Genomic DNA, 16,326 nt, shown 5'->3' on the forward strand with positions numbered 1-16,326 from the left:
AATCTGCCGATGCGAATGGGGCGACTCGCGGCTCCGAGCCGCCGCGCCGGAAAAGCCGGTTTTCAGCTTTTCCTGCCGGTCGGTAAACTTCGTGACCGCGTGATTTTTGTTATCGCCACCAGTGCTTGCCTGCCCGACCCGGCGCCCGCTACAACCACGGGATCGGGACGCAGGGAGGGACGGGACGATGAGCTACGCCGAGATTTACGAGAGCTGGAAATCCGATCCGGAAGGCTTCTGGATGACCGAGGCCGAGCGCATCGAATGGACCAAGAAACCGTCCAAGGCGCTCTGGGATCGCGGCGACAACATCTACGAATGGTTCGCCGACGGCGAGGTCAACACCTGCTGGAACGCGCTCGACCGCCATGTCGAGGCCGGGCACGGCGACCAGGTCGCGGTGATCTACGACAGCCCCGTGACCGGGACCAAGCGCGAGATCACCTTTGCCGAGCTTTTGGCCGATACCGCGCGTTTCGCGGGTGCTCTCCGGCGGCAGGGCGTCGAGCCCGGCGACCGGGTCGTGATCTACATGCCGATGATCCCCGAGACGGTGACCGCGATGCTGGCCTGCGCCCGGATCGGCGCGATCCATTCGGTCGTGTTCGGCGGCTTCGCCGCGCATGAGCTCGCCGTCCGCATCGACGACGCCAAGCCCCGCGCGATGATCGCCGCCTCCTGCGGCATCGAGCCGGGCCGCACCGTGCCTTACAAGCCGCTTCTCGACGGGGCCATCGAACAGGCCAAACACAAGCCCGATTTCACCGTCGTCTTCCAGCGCGAGCAATGCCCGGGCGAGATGACCGACGGGCGCGATCACGACTGGGAGGCCTTCCAGGAGGGCGCCGAGCCCGCCGACTGCGTGCCGGTCCGCGGCGATCACCCGGCCTATATCCTCTATACCTCCGGCACCACCGGCGCGCCCAAGGGCGTGGTGCGCCCGACCGGCGGACACCTCGTCGCGATGAACTGGACGATGAAGGCGATCTACAATGTCGACCCGGGCGAAGTCTTCTGGGCCGCCTCCGACGTGGGCTGGGTCGTCGGCCACAGCTACATCGTCTACGCCCCGCTCATCCATCGCAACACCACCGTGCTCTTCGAAGGAAAGCCGGTAGGCACGCCCGACGCCTCGACCTTCTGGCGGGTGATCTCGGAGCACAAGGTGCGCAGCTTTTTCACCGCGCCCACCGCCTTCCGCGCCGTCAAGCGCGAGGACCCGAAGGCGGAGATGTTGAAAGACTGGGACATCTCGCATCTCCGCGCGATCTACCTCGCGGGCGAACGCGCCGATCCCGACACCATCGAATGGGCGCAGAACGTCACCGGAAAGCCGGTCTACGACCACTGGTGGCAGACCGAGACCGGCTGGACCATCGCCGGGAACCCGGTCGGCATCGAAGCGCTGCCCGTGAAGATCGGCTCGCCGACCGTGGCGATGCCCGGCTACGAGATCCACATCCTCGACGACGAGGGCAAGGAAGTGCCCGCGGGCACGCTCGGCGCCATCGCGGTCAAGCTGCCGCTGCCGCCGGGCACGCTGCCGACGCTCTGGAACGCGCCGGAGCGGTTCCAGAAGAGCTACCTGTCGCATTTCCCAGGCTACTACGAGACCGGCGATGCCGGGATGATGGACGCGGACGGCTATCTCTGGATCATGGCGCGCACCGATGACGTCATCAACGTCGCGGGCCACCGGCTCTCGACCGGCGCGATGGAAGAGGTTCTCGCAGGCCATCCCGATGTCGCCGAATGCGCCGTCGTCGGCGTGGCGGACGATTTCAAGGGCCAGCTTCCGATGGGTCTCGTCTGCCTGACCAAGGGCGTGAACCGTCCGCATGAGGAGATCGAGGCCGAATGCGTCAAACGCGTCCGCGACCAGATCGGCCCGGTGGCGGCGTTCAAGCTCTGCAAGGTGGTCGACCGCCTGCCCAAGACCCGCTCGGGCAAGATCCTCCGCCGCACCATCGCGGCCATCGCCGACGGCACCGAGGTCAAGGTCCCGGCGACGATCGACGATCCATCGGTGATCGACGAGATGCGCGACAACGTCTCGGCTCTGGGCTATCCGAAACAGAAGTGACCGGGCACCCTCCAGATTTTTAATTAAAAATCTGGAGGCCCACCGTCCCGCTCACGGCGCGCTTCTATCCGCCGCCGGACGGACCGCCCCGACCGATCTCCAGATTTTTATCTAAAAATCTGGAGCCAATGCCCGCGCACAAAAAAGGCGCCCCTAAAGGGGCGCCAGTTGCTCTAGCCTGTCTCCCAGGCCTCGGCGACAGTCTGCCCTCAGGCTTTGAGATCCGCCCTGTTGCCGAGCGTGACGGTGACGTCCTTCTCCTCGCCGCGGCGCAGGAAGCCGATTTCGACCTCCGCACCCGGCGCCTGGGTCGCGATGGCGCGGGTGAGGTCGCGCGGGGTATCGACCGCCTCGCCGTTCACGCTCAGGACGATGTCGCCTTTCTGCAGACCGGCGCTCTCGGCCGGGGTGTCCTCGGTCACGTCGGCGATCATCACGCCGTCGCCGCTGTCGAAGCCGAGCGCCATGGCGACGTCCTCGCTCACCGGCTGGATCTGCACCCCGAGCCAACCGCGCTCGACCGAGCCGTCATCGGCGAGTTCGGCCACGACATCCGCCGCCAGGTCCGACGGCACCGAGAAGCCGATCCCCACCGAGCCGCCGGTCGGCGAGATGATCGCGGTGTTGATGCCCACGACCTCGCCCGCCTCGTTGAAGAGCGGCCCGCCGGAATTGCCGCGATTGATCGCCGCGTCGGTCTGGATGTAGTCGTCGAACGGGCCCGAGTTCAGGTCGCGCCCGAGCGCCGAGACGATGCCCGTGGTCACGGTATTTCCGAGGCCGAACGGGTTGCCGATGGCGATCACGTTCTGCCCCACCTTGAGCGCATCGCTCTCGCCGAAGCTGACGAAGGGCAGCGCGTCCCCGGCTTCGACCGAGATCACCGCGATGTCGGTGGCCTCGTCGACGCCGACGATCTCGGCCTCGAGCTCGGTGCCGTCCTCGAGCGTCACGGTGACGCTGTCGGCGCCCGCGACGACATGGGCGTTGGTAACGATCTGGCCGCCCTCGGAGATGATGAAGCCGGTGCCCGCGCCGGTCATGCCGCGATCGGGGCGACCGGGATGCCCGGGCATGCGGCCCTCAGGCATCGGCATCCCGAAGCGGCGCGAGAACTCCTCCCACGGGAAATCGGGCTGGGCCTCGCCGCGCTCGGCGGAGACCTCGGTGGCGCCTTTCTCGACCTCGATGGTCACCACCGCCGGGCTCAGCCGAGCAACGAGGTCGATATAGTCGACGCCTGCCTGCGGCGCGGCGATGGCTTCGCCGCTGCCGGGCGCGACGGTCAGCACGGCACCGGTGCCAAGCGCCAGCGCCAGGGCGCTCGCGGTCACGATCCGTCGGGTCTTGGCTGCGATCTGGGTCATTGTGTTCTGTCTCTTTCGCATCGAATGAACTGTCTGTCGGGGGCGGGCCACCAGCCTCGCGGCGCCCGGTGTTCCTCAATGTCGGGGCTGTAAATTGCAGCCGCCCGCCCGCGGCATTACAAAGCCGCAACCTTTGTCACGGCGGCGCGAGGCCCTTGATTCCGCCCGCCAATAGGCCGATTTCCAGAAGCACAGACAGCCACACCGGAGCGCGGAGACCGATGAAACTGCTCGTCATCGAGGACGACCAGACCACCGCCGACTACATCACCCGCGGCCTCGCCGCCGAGGGGCATGGCGTCGACTGGCTGGGCTCGGGACGCGATGCACTCACCCAGGCGATGAGCCAGAGCTACGACGTGCTCGTGGTCGACCGGATGCTTCCCGATCTCGACGGGCTGAGCCTCGTCAAGGCCTTGCGCGCCGCCAAGGTTTCGACCCCTGCGATCTTCCTGACTGCGATGGGCGGTCTCGACGACCGGATCGAGGGGCTGTCTTCGGGCGGCGACGACTATCTCGTGAAACCCTTCGCGCTCGGCGAGCTTTCGGCGCGGATCGCCGCGCTGGGGAGGCGCCTACCGCTCTCGGACGAGGCCGAAACGGTGCTGCGCGCCGCGGATCTGGAGATGGACGTGCTGCGCCGCACCGTGACCCGCGCCGGTCAGCGCATCGAGCTCCTGCCACGCGAATTCGCTCTCCTGGAACATCTTCTGCGACGCAAGGGCCGGGTCCAGACCCGCACGATGCTGCTCGAAGCGGTCTGGGACATCCATTTCGACCCGCAGACCAACGTGGTCGAAACCCATGTCAGCCGCCTGCGCGCCAAGGTCGACAAGCCCTTCGACCGCGACCTGATCGTCACCGTGCGCGGCGCGGGCTACAAGATCGAGGACTGAGCCCTGCGCGACCGTTCGCCCTGCCGCCCCGCGCGCCCATGCAACGCGCGCTGAGCCGCCTTCTGCGCTCGGCGCCGCTGCGGCTGACGCTGCTTCTGGTGACGCTCTTCACCACGGTGAACGCCTTCACGCTCGGCACCGCCTACCTGGCGCTCAAGTCCCGCGAGGAGGCCGCGCTCCAGGCCGATCTCGAAGCCGAGCTTGGCGGTCTCGACCTTGCCGCGACACCCGCCGCCCTCCGCACGCTGGTCTCGGTGCGCGCCCGCGCCACCGATCCCGCCGACCGCGTGTTGGTGTTTCTGGGCGATGACGGGCGGCAGGCGGGGAATGCCCGCGCGCGGGTCTCGCAGGGACAGGTCGCGCTCGATCCGCTGCCCGACCGTCCGCTCGGCCAGGCGGGCTACCTGACCGAAGCGCGCAGGCTCTCCTCGGGCTGGCTGGTCGTCGCCGAAAGCCGCGCCCCGGTTCGGGCGCTCGGGCGCACCTTCGCGGCGCTTCTGCTCCTGAGCTTCGCCCCGACCCTCGTCCTGTCGCTGGCGCTCGGCACGCTGATCGCACGGCGCACCGCCCGCCGCGTGGCGCGGATCGAGCGGACGCTCGACGCCCTGGCCCAAGGCGATCTCTCGGCCCGCACCGGCACCACCGACGGGCGTGGCGACGACCTCGCGCGCATCTCGGCCGAGCTCGACCGCATGGCCGCCCGGCAGGAGGCCGCGACCGACGCGCTGCGGCAGGTCTCGACCGACATCGCCCATGACCTGAGGACCCCGCTCCAGCGCATCACCGTCCTCCTCCGCGCGCTCGAGGAAGAGACCCCGCCGGACAGCCCCGCCCGCGCCACCGCTGAGCGCGCCGCGGACGAGGCCGACCGGGCCATCGAGATCTTCCGAGCCCTCTTGCAGATCGCCCGGATCGAGGGCGGCCAGGAAGGCGCACCGTCCGACACGCTGGACCTCGCCGCGCTCGCCGCCGATATGGTCGAGCTCTACGAGCCCGCCGCCGAAAGCGCCGGGCTGAGGCTCGGCGCCGCCCTGCCCGAGACGCCGGTTCTGGTCACCGGCGAGAAGCGTCTCATCGGGCAGGCCATCGCCAATCTCATCGAGAACGCGCTCCGCCACGGCGGCGCGGGACCGGTGACGGTGAGCGTCGATGCGGAGGCGCGCGCCCTCTCGGTGGCCGATCACGGCCCGGGCATTCCCGAAGACGAGCGCGAAAAGGTGCTCCAGCGCCTCTACCGGCTCGAGAGGTCGCGCACGAGCCCGGGTCACGGGCTGGGTCTCGCCCTTGTCGCCGCCATCGCCCAGCGCCACGGCGCGCGGCTGGTGCTCGAGGATAATGCCCCCGGCCTGCGCGTCACGATGGGCTTCCCACCGCCGAATTGAGCACCGAGTGCCCGCGTGTCCGGACCTCCCGGAGGCGGCCAACTGCGGCTCGCGACAGCGCGCCGCGGCGCCCACAGGAATATTTGCGTGCCCGCTTCTCGCGCCCCTTGCAGCGCGCTGCGGCCCCCCCATTTCCGGCTCACCTGATACTCTGGTTCAAAGGACCGCATCCATGCGCCCGCTTCTCGCCGCTGCCCTGATCCTCTCGGCCGCCGCACCCGCCTTCGCCGACAACACCCAGGGCAAAGTCCTGGCCTATGACCGCGTCGCCAAGCTCCTCGTCCTCGAGGACAAGACCGTCTGGTCGCTCGAAACCCTTGCCGAGGCGCCCGCCGACCTCGCCGCCGGGCGTGAGGTCACCATCGAGTTCCACTCGAACGCCGACAACGGTTACGACAAGATAAACAAGGTCACCGTCGAGAACTGAGCCTTCTGCCGGGGCGGCGCACGCCGCTCCGGCCCTCGCCCGGCTCAGGCCAGACCGCCGGGTCCGTGCTTGAGGATCACCGGCACCACCAGTTCCTCCTCATCGACGAGATGGCGGTCGAGGAACCGCTCGAAGCCCAGAAGCTCCTCGCGGAACGGGCCGATCTCTCTGTCCTTCTGCAGCACCGCGTTCGCCGCCTCGGTGAAGCGCTCGAGGAGACCGTCGAGATCATGGTGATCGTGATCGAGGATCTCAAAGCCGCGGCTGACCTTGGGATCGGCCTTGGCGAGCACCGGGAAGTAATGCATGTCCTCGATCTGGTGATGGCCGTGGAGCTCGCGCACCAGTAGCCCGCCATACCGCGCCAGCCGTGCCCCATGCGACCGGGCGTCCAACTTGGCGTCCATCGCCGCCTCGGCATCGCTTTTCAGGACATCGCAGATCTGGCGAAACATGCCGTGCCGGTCGAGCCAGAAGGACACGAGCCCGGCGAAATTCGGATGGCTTTCCCAGATCTCGCGGGGAAATTCCTCGACCAGAACCCGCAGAGCGTCGGGCAGCCGTGTCCGGCGTTCGAGCCGCAGCGCATCGTCCATGATAGCGTTCCCCGTCATCTGTTCTGCACGGGCGTCATGCCACGCGCTCAGGCGCTGTAGCGCGCGCCCCAGAGCGCCAGCAAGTCCTTCTGCAGGCTCCGCGCCCGCGACGCCCATCCGCGCGCGCCGTCGGGGCGTTCGCGCTGCGCGCGCGGGATCCCGGCCCGCCGGTCGAGATCGCCGGAAAAGATCGCGAACGCTAGGACCCGCCCGTCGGGCAGCGTCTCGAACCCGCCAAGGCCCGAGACGAAGTTGAGCGTGCCGGTCTTCGCCCGCACCGTCACCGGCACCGAGGGCACGCCCTTGGGCGGCTCGCCGGTCTTGATGCGCTTCAGAAGCGGCGCGAGGTCGACCCGCTCGCGCATCGCGATCAGCGCGCGCACCATGTCCGCCGCGCTCACCCGGCTGTCGTCGCCGAGACCCGAGTGGTCCGCCAGCGCCACCGCCCGCGTGCCCAGGACCGAGTTCGCCCAGAGGTTCAGCGCCTGCGCGCTGTCGGCCAGCGTCTCGCACGAGATCGAGCGCTTGACCGTCGCCGACAGGCCCAGCACCTCGGCGGTGAGGTTGGTCGAATAGAGCAGCATCTCGTTGACGATCTTCGCCAGCGGCCGGCTTTCGATCTTCGCCAGCTCCTCCGCGCCCTCGGGCAGCGTCTCGATCACCTCGGGCGCGCCCATCTTGATGCCCTGCGCCCCGGCGAGGCTCTGGAAGACCTCGCCGGCGTAGAGCTCGGGCTTGCGGACCGGCAACCAGCGCGCGCCGCCCTTGCCAAGCTGGCCCCGCGCGACCGTCCAGTCGTCACGCCCGGCGCGGTCGGCATAGGTGTAGACCGGAAGCGAGCGGTCCTCGATCCGCATCCGCGCCATACGGACTGCGGGCCGCAGCGTCTCCGAGCGCGCCTCGAGGCTGGTCGTGTACTCGCTGCCCGAACGCCGCCATTCGAAATGAACGCGATTGTAATTGAGGTTGAGACCGGAGACCGCGGGCGAATAGCCGACATGGTCGGGCTGCTCGGGATCGATGGTCTTCAGCCGCGGCAGCGCCCCGCCCCAGACGTGGAGCGCGCCGGTGACCTGGCTCACGCCCGCGGCCTTGAGCCGCCGCGCCAGCTCCGCCACCGCGTCGGTGTCGAGCGTGGGGTCACCCCCGCCCGCGAGGATCAGGTCGCCGGTGAGCACGCCCTCGGACAGGGTGCCCGTGGTCAGGAGCCGGGTCTCGAAGCGGTGATCGCGCCCGAGAAACTCGAGCGCGTATCCCGCGGTCAGCGCCTTGGCGACCGAGGCCGGAGGCAGCGCGGTCGTCTCGGCATGGCTCTCCAGCATTTCGCCTGTCGCGGCATCGGCCACCGCAAAGCCGGTCGCTCCGGGAATGCGCGCCCGCTCGACCAGCGCGCCGCCCTCGGGCAGCGCCGGAGGCGCAGGCCGCTCGCCCCGTGCCCGGGGAAAGAGAGAGCTGGCGGGCGCACCCGCGAACGCGGGCGCGGCGACGGATGCGGCAAGCGCGGCGAGAGCCGCGCGGCGGGAGAAGGAGACGCTCATGCGGCGGAGTTAATCCCAGCGGCCGCCCCGGAGCAAGCCATCGCGTCCGGATCAGGAAAGAGCCCGAGAGATTTGAAAAATCGCGGCATTTCCCGAAGCGCCCGCAACCGGATCACGAAGATTTGGGCGCGGGTGCCGTGCTCTCGGGCCACTCGCCCCTCGCGCGAATCTCGGTGGAGCTCTGGGCCCGCATCGGCACGTTCACGAAGCACCAGGCGGGCGGGTCGGCAAAGGGCAGACGCCGCGCCGCCTCCTCGGGGATCCGCGCATCCCGAAACGCCCGCGCCGTGACCGAGACCTGCGCGGCGATCCGGTCACCCGGCCGCGCCAGAACGCCGACCGGCACCGTCGCGAGGATCTGCCGCCAGTTTTCCCAGCGATGGAACTGCCGCAGGTTGTCGGCCCCCATCAGCCACACGAACCGCACGCCGCGATGAGCGGCGGCGAGCCGCGCCAAGGTGTCGGCGGTGGCCTGCGTTCCGAGCCGCGCCTCGGCATCCGAGATCGTCACACGGGGGTCGTCCATGACCTCGCGCGCCGCCGCCATCCGCCGCTCCAAGGGCTGCGGCCCGCGGGCCTTCAGCGGATTTCCGGGCGAGACCAGCCAGACCACCCGGTCGAGACCGAAACGCTTCAGCGCTTCGCGCGTGATATGAGCGTGCCCCGCATGTGGTGGATCGAAGGACCCGCCCAGAAGCCCGACCCGGCTGCCCGGGGACAGCGTCAGCCCGGTGGTTGGATGCGACAGCGCCATCAGGGCCCTCTTTCTCTCTCGCCTGCGCGTCCCGTCATCTCGTGTCCCGCCGCGAAGCGCAAGCTCACCGGATCGTGAGCCGAACCATCTCGCGCGCGACCTACCTGACCGGGTTCAGGCAGACATTCATAAACACAAGAGAGACCCAGACCATGAAGAGACGCGATTTCCTCGCAACAGCCCCGCTCGCGGCCACCGCCCTGGCGAGCCCGATGCTCGCGGCCCGCCCCGCCTCTGCCGAGGCCCACGCCATGTCCGGCGGCCAGGTGCCCGCCGTCCAGCGCTTCGCGGTGGGCGACATCACCGTGACGGCCATCGCCGACGGATCGCTGCATATCGGGCCGGAGAACCTGATCGGCATCGAGGCGCCCGACTACGAAGAGCTGCTGACCGCGTCCTTCCGCGACCCCGCGACCTTCCCCTCGGCGGTGAACTGCTTCCTGATCGAGACCGGCGACCAGACGATCATGGTCGATGCGGGCACCGCCTCGGCGATGGGCCCGAGCCTCGGCAAGATGCCGCAGAACCTCGCCGCCGCAGGCGTCGAGCCGGGCGCCGTGACCAAGCTTCTCGCGACCCACCTGCACCCCGACCACGTCGCGGGCGCCCTGGGCGAGGACGGCGCTGCGTTCTTCCCCAATGCCGAGCTTGCCGTGCACGAGGCCGACCGCGCCTTCTGGACCGGCGACTTCTCGGGCGCGCCCGAGATGATGCAGACCTTCGCGGGTCTCGCCGGAAACGTGCTCTCGGCTTATGGCGAGCGGTTGCAGATCATCACTGGCGAGGACGAGGTCGCTCCCGGCATCACCGCGATGCCGCTGCCCGGCCACACGCCCGGCCATACCGGCTACATGATCTCCTCGGGCGACGCGTCGCTCCTGATCTGGGCCGATATCGTGCATGTCGCGCCGGTGCAGTTGGCCCGCCCCGGCGTCGCCATCGGCTTCGATGTCGATCCCGATCAGGCGGTCGCCACGCGGCGCGAGACCCTCGACCGGGTCGCCGCCGACCGCCTGATGGTCGCCGGATCGCATATCGGCTTCCCGGGTCTCGTGAACATCACTGCCGACGGCGAAGGCTACCGCATGATCCCCGCGCACTGGGATTACAGCCTCTGAGCCTCGGCGCAGCCTCAGGCCGCCTGGACCGGATCGCCCAGCGCGATCCGGCCCGGGTGCCGCACCTCGGCGCACCAGCCGCCATGACCGCGCAGCGCCGCATAGCCGCCCGGCCCCAGCGCCTCTTCCATCCGTGAACAGGGCGCGCAGACGCCGGTCACGCAGAGCTCGACCGTGCCGATCCGGAGACATCGCCCCCTGAACGCCGAGAGGTTGATCCCCGCGACTACGAGGTTGCGTCGCAAGAGCGCCGGGTCCAGCGGCGCGCGGCCGAGAAAGCTTCCGACCGCGGCGAGATGCTCGTCCTGGAACGGCGTGACCGCGCGCTTGCCCGCCCGACCGTGATCCCCGGCCAGTCCATCGGCCCCGATCTCGACCGCATCGACCATACGGATGGCGCCACGCCGCCCCGGCCTGAGCCCGATCCAGACCAGCCGACCCGGCTGTGCCACCCGCTCGATCATCTCCCGAAGCTCGGACATCTTGACCCTCCCCGTCGCGCGGCTCAGATAGCGCCTGTGATGAGCGATGCCACGATAGTTCCCGCCGATCCCGAAGGCCCGGAGGCCCGCGCCTGCCTTCTGGCCTATTACGCGGTGCTCGACGCGCGCTTCCCCGACGGCTTCGACGTCACGCTGAGCCGTGACCCCGAGGCGCGCGACATGCGCCCGCCGCGCGGCACGTTCCTTCTGGCGAGAGCGGGCGCTGAGGTCCTGGGCTGCGTCGGGCTGAAACGCTCGGGGCCCACCGAGGCCGAGATCAAGCGGCTCTGGATCAGCGAGACCGCCCGAGGCCAGGGTCTCGGCCGCCGCCTGATGGCCGAGGCCGAAGCGGCCGCGCGCGCCCTTGGCATCGCCACGCTCCGCCTCGACACCAATGAGACGCTCACCGAGGCGATCGCGCTTTACCGCAAGACCGGCTGGCAGGAGATCGCGGATTTCAATGGCGAGCGCTTCGCCACCCACTGGTTCGAAAAGGGGCTCTGATCCCGCCCTGCGAGGCGCCGACATCGCCACAGGAGGGCCGGAAACCGAACCGGTTTCCGCGCGGAAACCGGTTCGGTTTCCGGCCCCCTTCCAGCGCCGCGCCAAATCCACTAGAGAGACGCTCAATCCCGCGATCCGAACCTATCCGAAGGACGACACGGCCATGGCAGCCTACCAGTATGTCTATCACATGGACGGGGTCTCCAAGACCTATCCCGGCGGCAAGAAATGCTTTGAAAACATCCGCCTGAGCTTCCTTCCCGGCGTCAAGATCGGCGTCGTCGGAGTCAACGGCGCCGGTAAGTCGACGCTCTTGCGGATCATGGCCGGGATCGACAAGGACTTCTCGGGCGAGGCCTGGGCCGCCGAAGGCGCCCGCGTCGGCTACCTCCCGCAGGAGCCCAAGCTCGACCCCGCGCTCACCGTCCGTGAAAACGTCATGCTCGGCGTTGCCGCGAAAAAGGCCAAGCTCGACCGCTTCAACGAGCTCGCCATGAACTACTCGGACGAGACCGCCGAGGAGATGGCCCAGCTCCAGGACGAGATCGACAGCAACGATCTCTGGGATCTCGACAGCCAGATCGACGTCGCGATGGAGGCGCTCCGCTGCCCGCCCGACGACGCCGACGTCTCGACCCTCTCGGGCGGCGAGGCGCGCCGCGTGGCGCTCTGCAAGCTCCTCCTTGAAGCGCCCGACATGCTGCTTCTCGACGAACCGACCAACCATCTCGACGCCGAGACCATCGCCTGGCTGCAAAACCACCTGATCGCCTACAAGGGCACCATCCTCTGCGTCACTCACGACCGCTATTTCCTCGACGACATCACCGGCTGGATTCTCGAACTCGACCGCGGCCGCGGCATTCCCTACGAGGGCAATTACTCCGCCTGGCTCGAACAGAAGGCCAAGCGCCTCGAGCAGGAAGCCCGCGAGGACAAGGCCAAGCAGAAGACCCTCCAGCGCGAACTCGAATGGATGCGCCAGGGCGCGAAGGCCCGCCAGGCCAAGTCCAAGGCCCGGATCTCGGCCTACGAGGAAATGGCCAGCCAGTCCGAGCGCGAAAAGGTTGGCCGCGCCCAAATCATCATCCCCAACGGCCCGCGCCTCGGTTCCAAGGTGATCGAGATCGAGGGTCTGAAAAAGGCGATGGGCGACAAGCTCCTGATCGAGGACCTAAGCTTCTCGCTGCCGCCGGGCGGCATCGTCGGCGTGATCGGCCCGAACGGCGCCGGCAAGTCGACCTTCTTCAAGATGCTGACCGGCCAGGAAACCCCCGACGCGGGCGCCATCGAATATGGCGACACGGTGGAACTGGCCTATGTCGACCAGTCCCGCGACGATCTTGATCCGAACCACACCGTGTGGGAGGCGATCTCCGGCGGCGCGGAACTGATCAAGCTCGGCGATGCAGAGATCAACTCCCGCGCCTATTGCGGCGCCTTCAACTTCAAGGGCGGCGACCAGCAGAAGAAGGTCGGGCTCTTGTCGGGCGGCGAGCGCAACCGCGTGCACATGGCGCGCCTCCTGAAGTCCGGCGGCAACGTGCTGCTTCTCGACGAACCGACCAACGATCTCGACGTCGAGACTTTGCGCGCGCTCGAAGACGCGCTGGTGGATTTCGCCGGCTGCGCCGTGGTCATCAGCCACGACCGCTTTTTCCTCGACCGTATCTGCACCCATATCCTCGCCTTCGAGGGCGAGGCCCATGTCGAGTGGTTCGAAGGCAATTTCGAGGATTACGAGGAAGACAAGAAGCGCCGCCTCGGCGAGGACGCGCTCGAGCCGAAGCGGGTCAAGTTCAAGAAGTTCACCCGCTGACAAGCGGTCGGATTAACCCGCGGGATCGAAACGGAAAATGGCGGCCTCGACAGAGGCCGCCATTGTCGCTCAGGGATACGGCGGTCGGTCGGCCTAAAGCTTCTTCTTCGCCGCACGTGCAACCGATTTCACCGCCTGCGCCTCGGTGCTTTGATGGCGCTTCACCGGCCGATTGCGCGCAGGTGTACTGCCGGTCTTCGAGCGGGCAACAGCGCCCACGACGCGCTTGACGATACCTTTCAGGGACATGGCCTTCTCCTCCGGAAATCAAACGCGTGAAATACACGTTTGAACCCCAACCACCCTCCCCCAACCAAGGTTCCCGTATCCAGAGCCCGCACCTGCGGACACAGCTTTTCTCGCGTCATCGCACCCATGAGAGCAACGCGTGCTCTCCTCAAAAAACCGCCACGAGACCGCCCGCAACCCGACGGTAACAAGTTGCCCATTGGTAATTTTTTCCGCCTGCCTGCCCTCGGCGCGCATCCGGCGTGGCCCACGCAGTCTCTCATTTCAGCGCACCCCCTTCTGTCCGTTAACTCCATTTCGATCCAGGCCGCGCCTCGACCCGGGTCACCGGGTCACCGGGTCACCGGGTCACCGGGTCACCGGGTCACCGGGTCACCGGGTCACCGGGTCACCGGGAGGCACGCTCCGCTGGCGCACACCGTCAACACCACAGGCGCGCTTCCGCCCCTCGCGCATATCGCGGTGGATCGAGCTGAACGCCCAATCCTCGGGCCGCGCGACAAGGCCCATCCGCACGGGACTTCCCAGACAGCGCCGCAAATGATCGTCGTAATCGCCGCTTCCCCGGATCACGTGATCCGAAAACCGCCTTTGCCAGATCCCGACCTCACCCTTGGGTCCCGGCTCTGCGAACGCCCAGTCCGGCGCTCGGCCGGCGCGCCGCAGATCGCGCGAGAACCGCGCCTTGATCGCGCCCCAGCGCTGTCCGTAATTGGGGTCGCTCCTGGGCACGTGCCAGATCGCGCACATCCGGTCGGGCAGCACCACCCAGGCGCCGATCCCGAAGGGCCGCTTGCGCCGCACCTCCCGGACCGACGCCCGCAGGATCGCGACCTCATCCGTCAGGAGCGTCACGCCCAGCCGCGCCAGACAGACGTCGAAATAAACCGCGGTCTCGGGATAAGCGACTCGTTCCATGCCCCCAAAGTGACAGACCGGGGTTACCAAACCCCTCACGCGCAGCAGACCCGCGCCGCGTTGCCCGCCCGCGGCGACCCGGATAGAAACGCGCCATGACACCCGATCGCCCGCTTCTCGGCCTTCTCCTCATGCTGGCCTTCTGCCTGATGGCGCCCTTGGCCGACGCCGTGGCGAAGCTTCTGACCGGCGCGCTTCCGGTGCTGCAGCTCGTCGTCCTGCGCTTCGCGTTCCAGGCGATTCTCATGGTGCCGTTCGCGGTCGCGCTGCGCAAGGGCGGGACGCTCCTCCCGGACAGGTCGCTCTTCGGCATGCTGCTTCTGAGGACGCTTCTGCACATCGCTGGGATCGGCCTGATGTTCACGGCCCTGCGCTATCTCCCGCTCGCCGACGCCATCGCCATCGCCTTCGTGATGCCGTTCCTGCTCCTGCTCCTCGGGCATCTCTTTCTCGGCGAAGAGGTCGGCCCGCGCCGCCTCGCCGCCTGCGCGGCGGGTTTTGTTGGCACGCTCTTGGTGGTCCAGCCCGCCTTCCGCGACACCGGCGCCGCGGCGCTCCTGCCGCTGGGCGTTGCGGTGACCTTCGCGCTCTTCATGCTGACCACCCGCCGGATCGCCAAGCGCATCGAACCGGTCGCGCTGCAATCGCTGTCCGGCGCGCTTGCGACGGTGCTGCTCTTGCCGCTCTTCGCTCTCTCGGGCCCCGGCTTCGACTGGCATCCCTTGCCCACCGAGATCTGGGCCCTGGTCGCGAGCCTCGGCGCGCTCGGAACCATCGGCCACCTCCTGATGAGCTGGTCGCTGCGCTACGCACCCTCGACCACGCTGGCGCCGATGCAATATCTCGAGATCCCGATCGCGACGCTCTATGGCTGGCTGATCTTCGGAGACTGGCCGAACCCGCTGGCGCAGACCGGCATCGCGATCACGATCGTCGCGGGCCTCTATATCGTCCTGCGCGAACGCAAGGATTTGCGCCCGCCCGCAGCTCCGCTCGGCTAGAGATCGGGCCAGGCCGGGGCCGCGATGAGCCCGGCCTCGAGCACGCCCCACACGGCGCGCGGCAGGATCACCAGCATCCGCGGCGCGCCAAGAACAAGCCGCACCGCGCCTTCCGCGACATTCGACGTGCCGACCCGGCCATGCGGCTCGAACCCGATCCCCTCGATCGGCCAGCGCAACCCCTCGGAGCGCCCCTCGACCGGGCCAAGAGGCCAGAGCGACACCCGGCTGCCGGGATCGAGCGCCAGGGCAAGCTCGGGCGGGCAGAGCGCGGCCACATCCTCGTCTCCCACCAGAATGCACCGCTGCGCCGGAAACCGCGCCAGCGTGGTCAGAACCGCCAGCTGGTGATCGAGCCGCGCGCCCAGAAACCCATGCGCCTCGATCAGCGGCGCGCGCACCCGGCTCAGGCATTTCTCGAAATCGGTGCTGTCCTGCTCGTCGATCCGGTGAAGCCGGGTCTCGGGCAGTTGCAAGGCAATCTCGGGCGCAAGACTGTCCATGTCGCCGATCACCGCGTCGGGCACTCTGCCATGCGCCAGGACCGCCGCCGCCCCGCCATCGGCGGCCACCACCGTCGCTCCGCCCGACAATCCGGTGGCCAGCGCGTCATTGTCGATGTCCCCGCCACCGACCAGCAGCAGTTTTTCCGAAACAGAGACAATCACCGGTGACATGGTCGCATTCCTGCCAGCGGGGGAAACAGATCACAATAGGGCCATGAAATGATACGGTCCCGGGCACAGATTCGTGACGCTTTGGTCCCCCCGATCATTCTAAACACAGTGTTGCGAAATTTAGCGAAAGCGAGCGGCGACATGGTCAGTTCGAGCAAAATTCTAACGGTGTCTTACGGCACGTTCTCGTGCACCCTCGAAGGTTTTGACGATTCATTCGATACGATGAAGGCGATTGCCGAGTATTTTCGGGACCTCGCCCAGGACGACCGGTATTTCGGCGCCGAACCCCCGACCCCCGATGCCGAGATGCTGGCGCGCATTGCCGAACGCGAGATCGCGCGACGGGTCGAGGCCCGGCTCGAGAACGGCTCCGTTGTGCTCCGCCCGCAACTCGCCGGAGCCGCCGCCGCACCTGCCGCCCCGACTGCACCTGCCCCAGCCCCCGATCTGACCCATTCCGACGAGCCCCGCGCCCCGGTCGCCGCCGCACCCGCGCCCGCGCCTGCAGCCCC

16 protein-coding genes and 1 pseudogene are annotated in these 16,326 nt (G+C 68.3%); 9 read left to right on the forward strand and 8 right to left on the reverse strand.

Annotated elements, in window-relative coordinates; translation table 11 throughout:
• Positions 1 to 187: 187 nt before the first annotated feature.
• Positions 188 to 2,083: a propionyl-CoA synthetase gene (locus ACFQ4E_RS17800; protein WP_386805880.1), complete on the forward strand. Its 1,896-nt coding sequence runs from the start codon at positions 188 to 190 to the stop codon at positions 2,081 to 2,083.
• Positions 2,084 to 2,292: 209 nt separating this feature from the next.
• On the opposite strand, the gene ACFQ4E_RS17805 is transcribed toward ACFQ4E_RS17800, so the two are convergent.
• A complete protein-coding gene (locus ACFQ4E_RS17805; RefSeq protein ID WP_386805881.1) occupies positions 2,293 to 3,450 on the reverse strand; it encodes a trypsin-like peptidase domain-containing protein in 1,158 nt (385 codons plus the stop codon).
• A gap of 221 nt (positions 3,451 to 3,671) precedes the next feature.
• Here ACFQ4E_RS17805 and ACFQ4E_RS17810 point away from each other — a divergent pair, with 221 nt between their 5' ends.
• From ACFQ4E_RS17810 to ACFQ4E_RS17820, 3 genes are all read left to right on the forward strand, one after another.
• A complete protein-coding gene (locus tag ACFQ4E_RS17810) occupies positions 3,672 to 4,346 on the forward strand; it encodes a winged helix-turn-helix domain-containing protein (RefSeq protein WP_386805882.1) in 675 nt (224 codons plus the stop codon).
• Between the two features lie 38 nt (positions 4,347 to 4,384).
• On the forward strand, positions 4,385 to 5,728 hold the full coding sequence (locus ACFQ4E_RS17815; RefSeq protein ID WP_386805883.1) for a sensor histidine kinase: 1,344 nt from the start codon (positions 4,385 to 4,387) through the stop codon (positions 5,726 to 5,728).
• 172 nt (positions 5,729 to 5,900) lie between these two features.
• Entirely contained in the window at positions 5,901 to 6,155 is a 255-nt protein-coding gene (locus tag ACFQ4E_RS17820) for a hypothetical protein (RefSeq protein ID WP_386805884.1), read from the forward strand.
• A 44-nt stretch (positions 6,156 to 6,199) separates the two neighbouring features.
• Here ACFQ4E_RS17820 and ACFQ4E_RS17825 read toward each other — a convergent pair whose 3' ends face one another.
• From ACFQ4E_RS17825 to ACFQ4E_RS17835, 3 genes are all read right to left on the reverse strand, one after another.
• A complete protein-coding gene (locus ACFQ4E_RS17825; protein WP_386805885.1) occupies positions 6,200 to 6,751 on the reverse strand; it encodes a hemerythrin domain-containing protein in 552 nt (183 codons plus the stop codon).
• 47 nt (positions 6,752 to 6,798) lie between these two features.
• The gene (dacB, locus tag ACFQ4E_RS17830; RefSeq protein WP_386805886.1) at positions 6,799 to 8,289 is read right to left on the reverse strand and encodes a D-alanyl-D-alanine carboxypeptidase/D-alanyl-D-alanine endopeptidase; all 1,491 of its coding nucleotides are present in this window, start codon (positions 8,287 to 8,289) and stop codon (positions 6,799 to 6,801) included.
• A 112-nt stretch (positions 8,290 to 8,401) separates the two neighbouring features.
• A complete protein-coding gene (locus ACFQ4E_RS17835; protein ID WP_386805887.1) occupies positions 8,402 to 9,043 on the reverse strand; it encodes a nicotinate-nucleotide adenylyltransferase in 642 nt (213 codons plus the stop codon).
• A 152-nt stretch (positions 9,044 to 9,195) separates the two neighbouring features.
• On the opposite strand from ACFQ4E_RS17835, the gene ACFQ4E_RS17840 reads away from it, so the two are divergent.
• A complete protein-coding gene (locus tag ACFQ4E_RS17840) occupies positions 9,196 to 10,161 on the forward strand; it encodes an MBL fold metallo-hydrolase (RefSeq protein WP_386805888.1) in 966 nt (321 codons plus the stop codon).
• A 14-nt stretch (positions 10,162 to 10,175) separates the two neighbouring features.
• On the opposite strand, the gene ACFQ4E_RS17845 is transcribed toward ACFQ4E_RS17840, so the two are convergent.
• Positions 10,176 to 10,643, reverse strand: coding sequence for an MOSC domain-containing protein (locus ACFQ4E_RS17845; RefSeq protein ID WP_386805889.1), 468 nt, complete (start codon positions 10,641 to 10,643; stop codon positions 10,176 to 10,178).
• A gap of 39 nt (positions 10,644 to 10,682) precedes the next feature.
• Between ACFQ4E_RS17845 and ACFQ4E_RS17850 the strand changes: the two genes are divergently transcribed.
• The gene (locus ACFQ4E_RS17850; RefSeq protein ID WP_386805890.1) at positions 10,683 to 11,147 is read left to right on the forward strand and encodes a GNAT family N-acetyltransferase; all 465 of its coding nucleotides are present in this window, start codon (positions 10,683 to 10,685) and stop codon (positions 11,145 to 11,147) included.
• 163 nt (positions 11,148 to 11,310) lie between these two features.
• Complete coding sequence (gene ettA / locus ACFQ4E_RS17855) at positions 11,311 to 12,966, forward strand: energy-dependent translational throttle protein EttA (protein WP_386805891.1); 1,656 nt, start codon at positions 11,311 to 11,313, stop codon at positions 12,964 to 12,966.
• A 93-nt stretch (positions 12,967 to 13,059) separates the two neighbouring features.
• Here ettA and ACFQ4E_RS17860 read toward each other — a convergent pair whose 3' ends face one another.
• Positions 13,060 to 13,215 (reverse strand): hypothetical protein, encoded by a 156-nt coding sequence (locus tag ACFQ4E_RS17860; RefSeq protein ID WP_386805892.1) that lies wholly within the window; start codon positions 13,213 to 13,215, stop codon positions 13,060 to 13,062.
• 372 nt (positions 13,216 to 13,587) lie between these two features.
• Entirely contained in the window at positions 13,588 to 14,133 is a 546-nt protein-coding gene (locus ACFQ4E_RS17865; RefSeq protein ID WP_386805893.1) for an REP-associated tyrosine transposase, read from the reverse strand.
• A 95-nt stretch (positions 14,134 to 14,228) separates the two neighbouring features.
• Between ACFQ4E_RS17865 and ACFQ4E_RS17870 the strand changes: the two genes are divergently transcribed.
• Complete coding sequence (locus ACFQ4E_RS17870; protein ID WP_386805894.1) at positions 14,229 to 15,134, forward strand: DMT family transporter; 906 nt, start codon at positions 14,229 to 14,231, stop codon at positions 15,132 to 15,134.
• Here ACFQ4E_RS17870 and ACFQ4E_RS17875 read toward each other — a convergent pair.
• Positions 15,131 to 15,811 carry a thiamine diphosphokinase gene (locus ACFQ4E_RS17875; RefSeq protein ID WP_386805895.1) on the reverse strand — a complete coding sequence of 227 codons (681 nt, stop codon included), beginning with the start codon at positions 15,809 to 15,811 and terminating at the stop codon, positions 15,131 to 15,133. The two genes, ACFQ4E_RS17870 and ACFQ4E_RS17875, sit on opposite strands and share 4 nt — an antisense overlap.
• A gap of 141 nt (positions 15,812 to 15,952) precedes the next feature.
• Between ACFQ4E_RS17875 and ACFQ4E_RS17880 the strand changes: the two are divergent.
• A pseudogene (locus tag ACFQ4E_RS17880) lies at positions 15,953 to 16,326 on the forward strand (hypothetical protein); the annotation flags it as partial.

The organism is Litorisediminicola beolgyonensis, assembly GCF_042679605.1.
GTDB lineage: Bacteria > Pseudomonadota > Alphaproteobacteria > Rhodobacterales > Rhodobacteraceae > Litorisediminicola > Litorisediminicola beolgyonensis.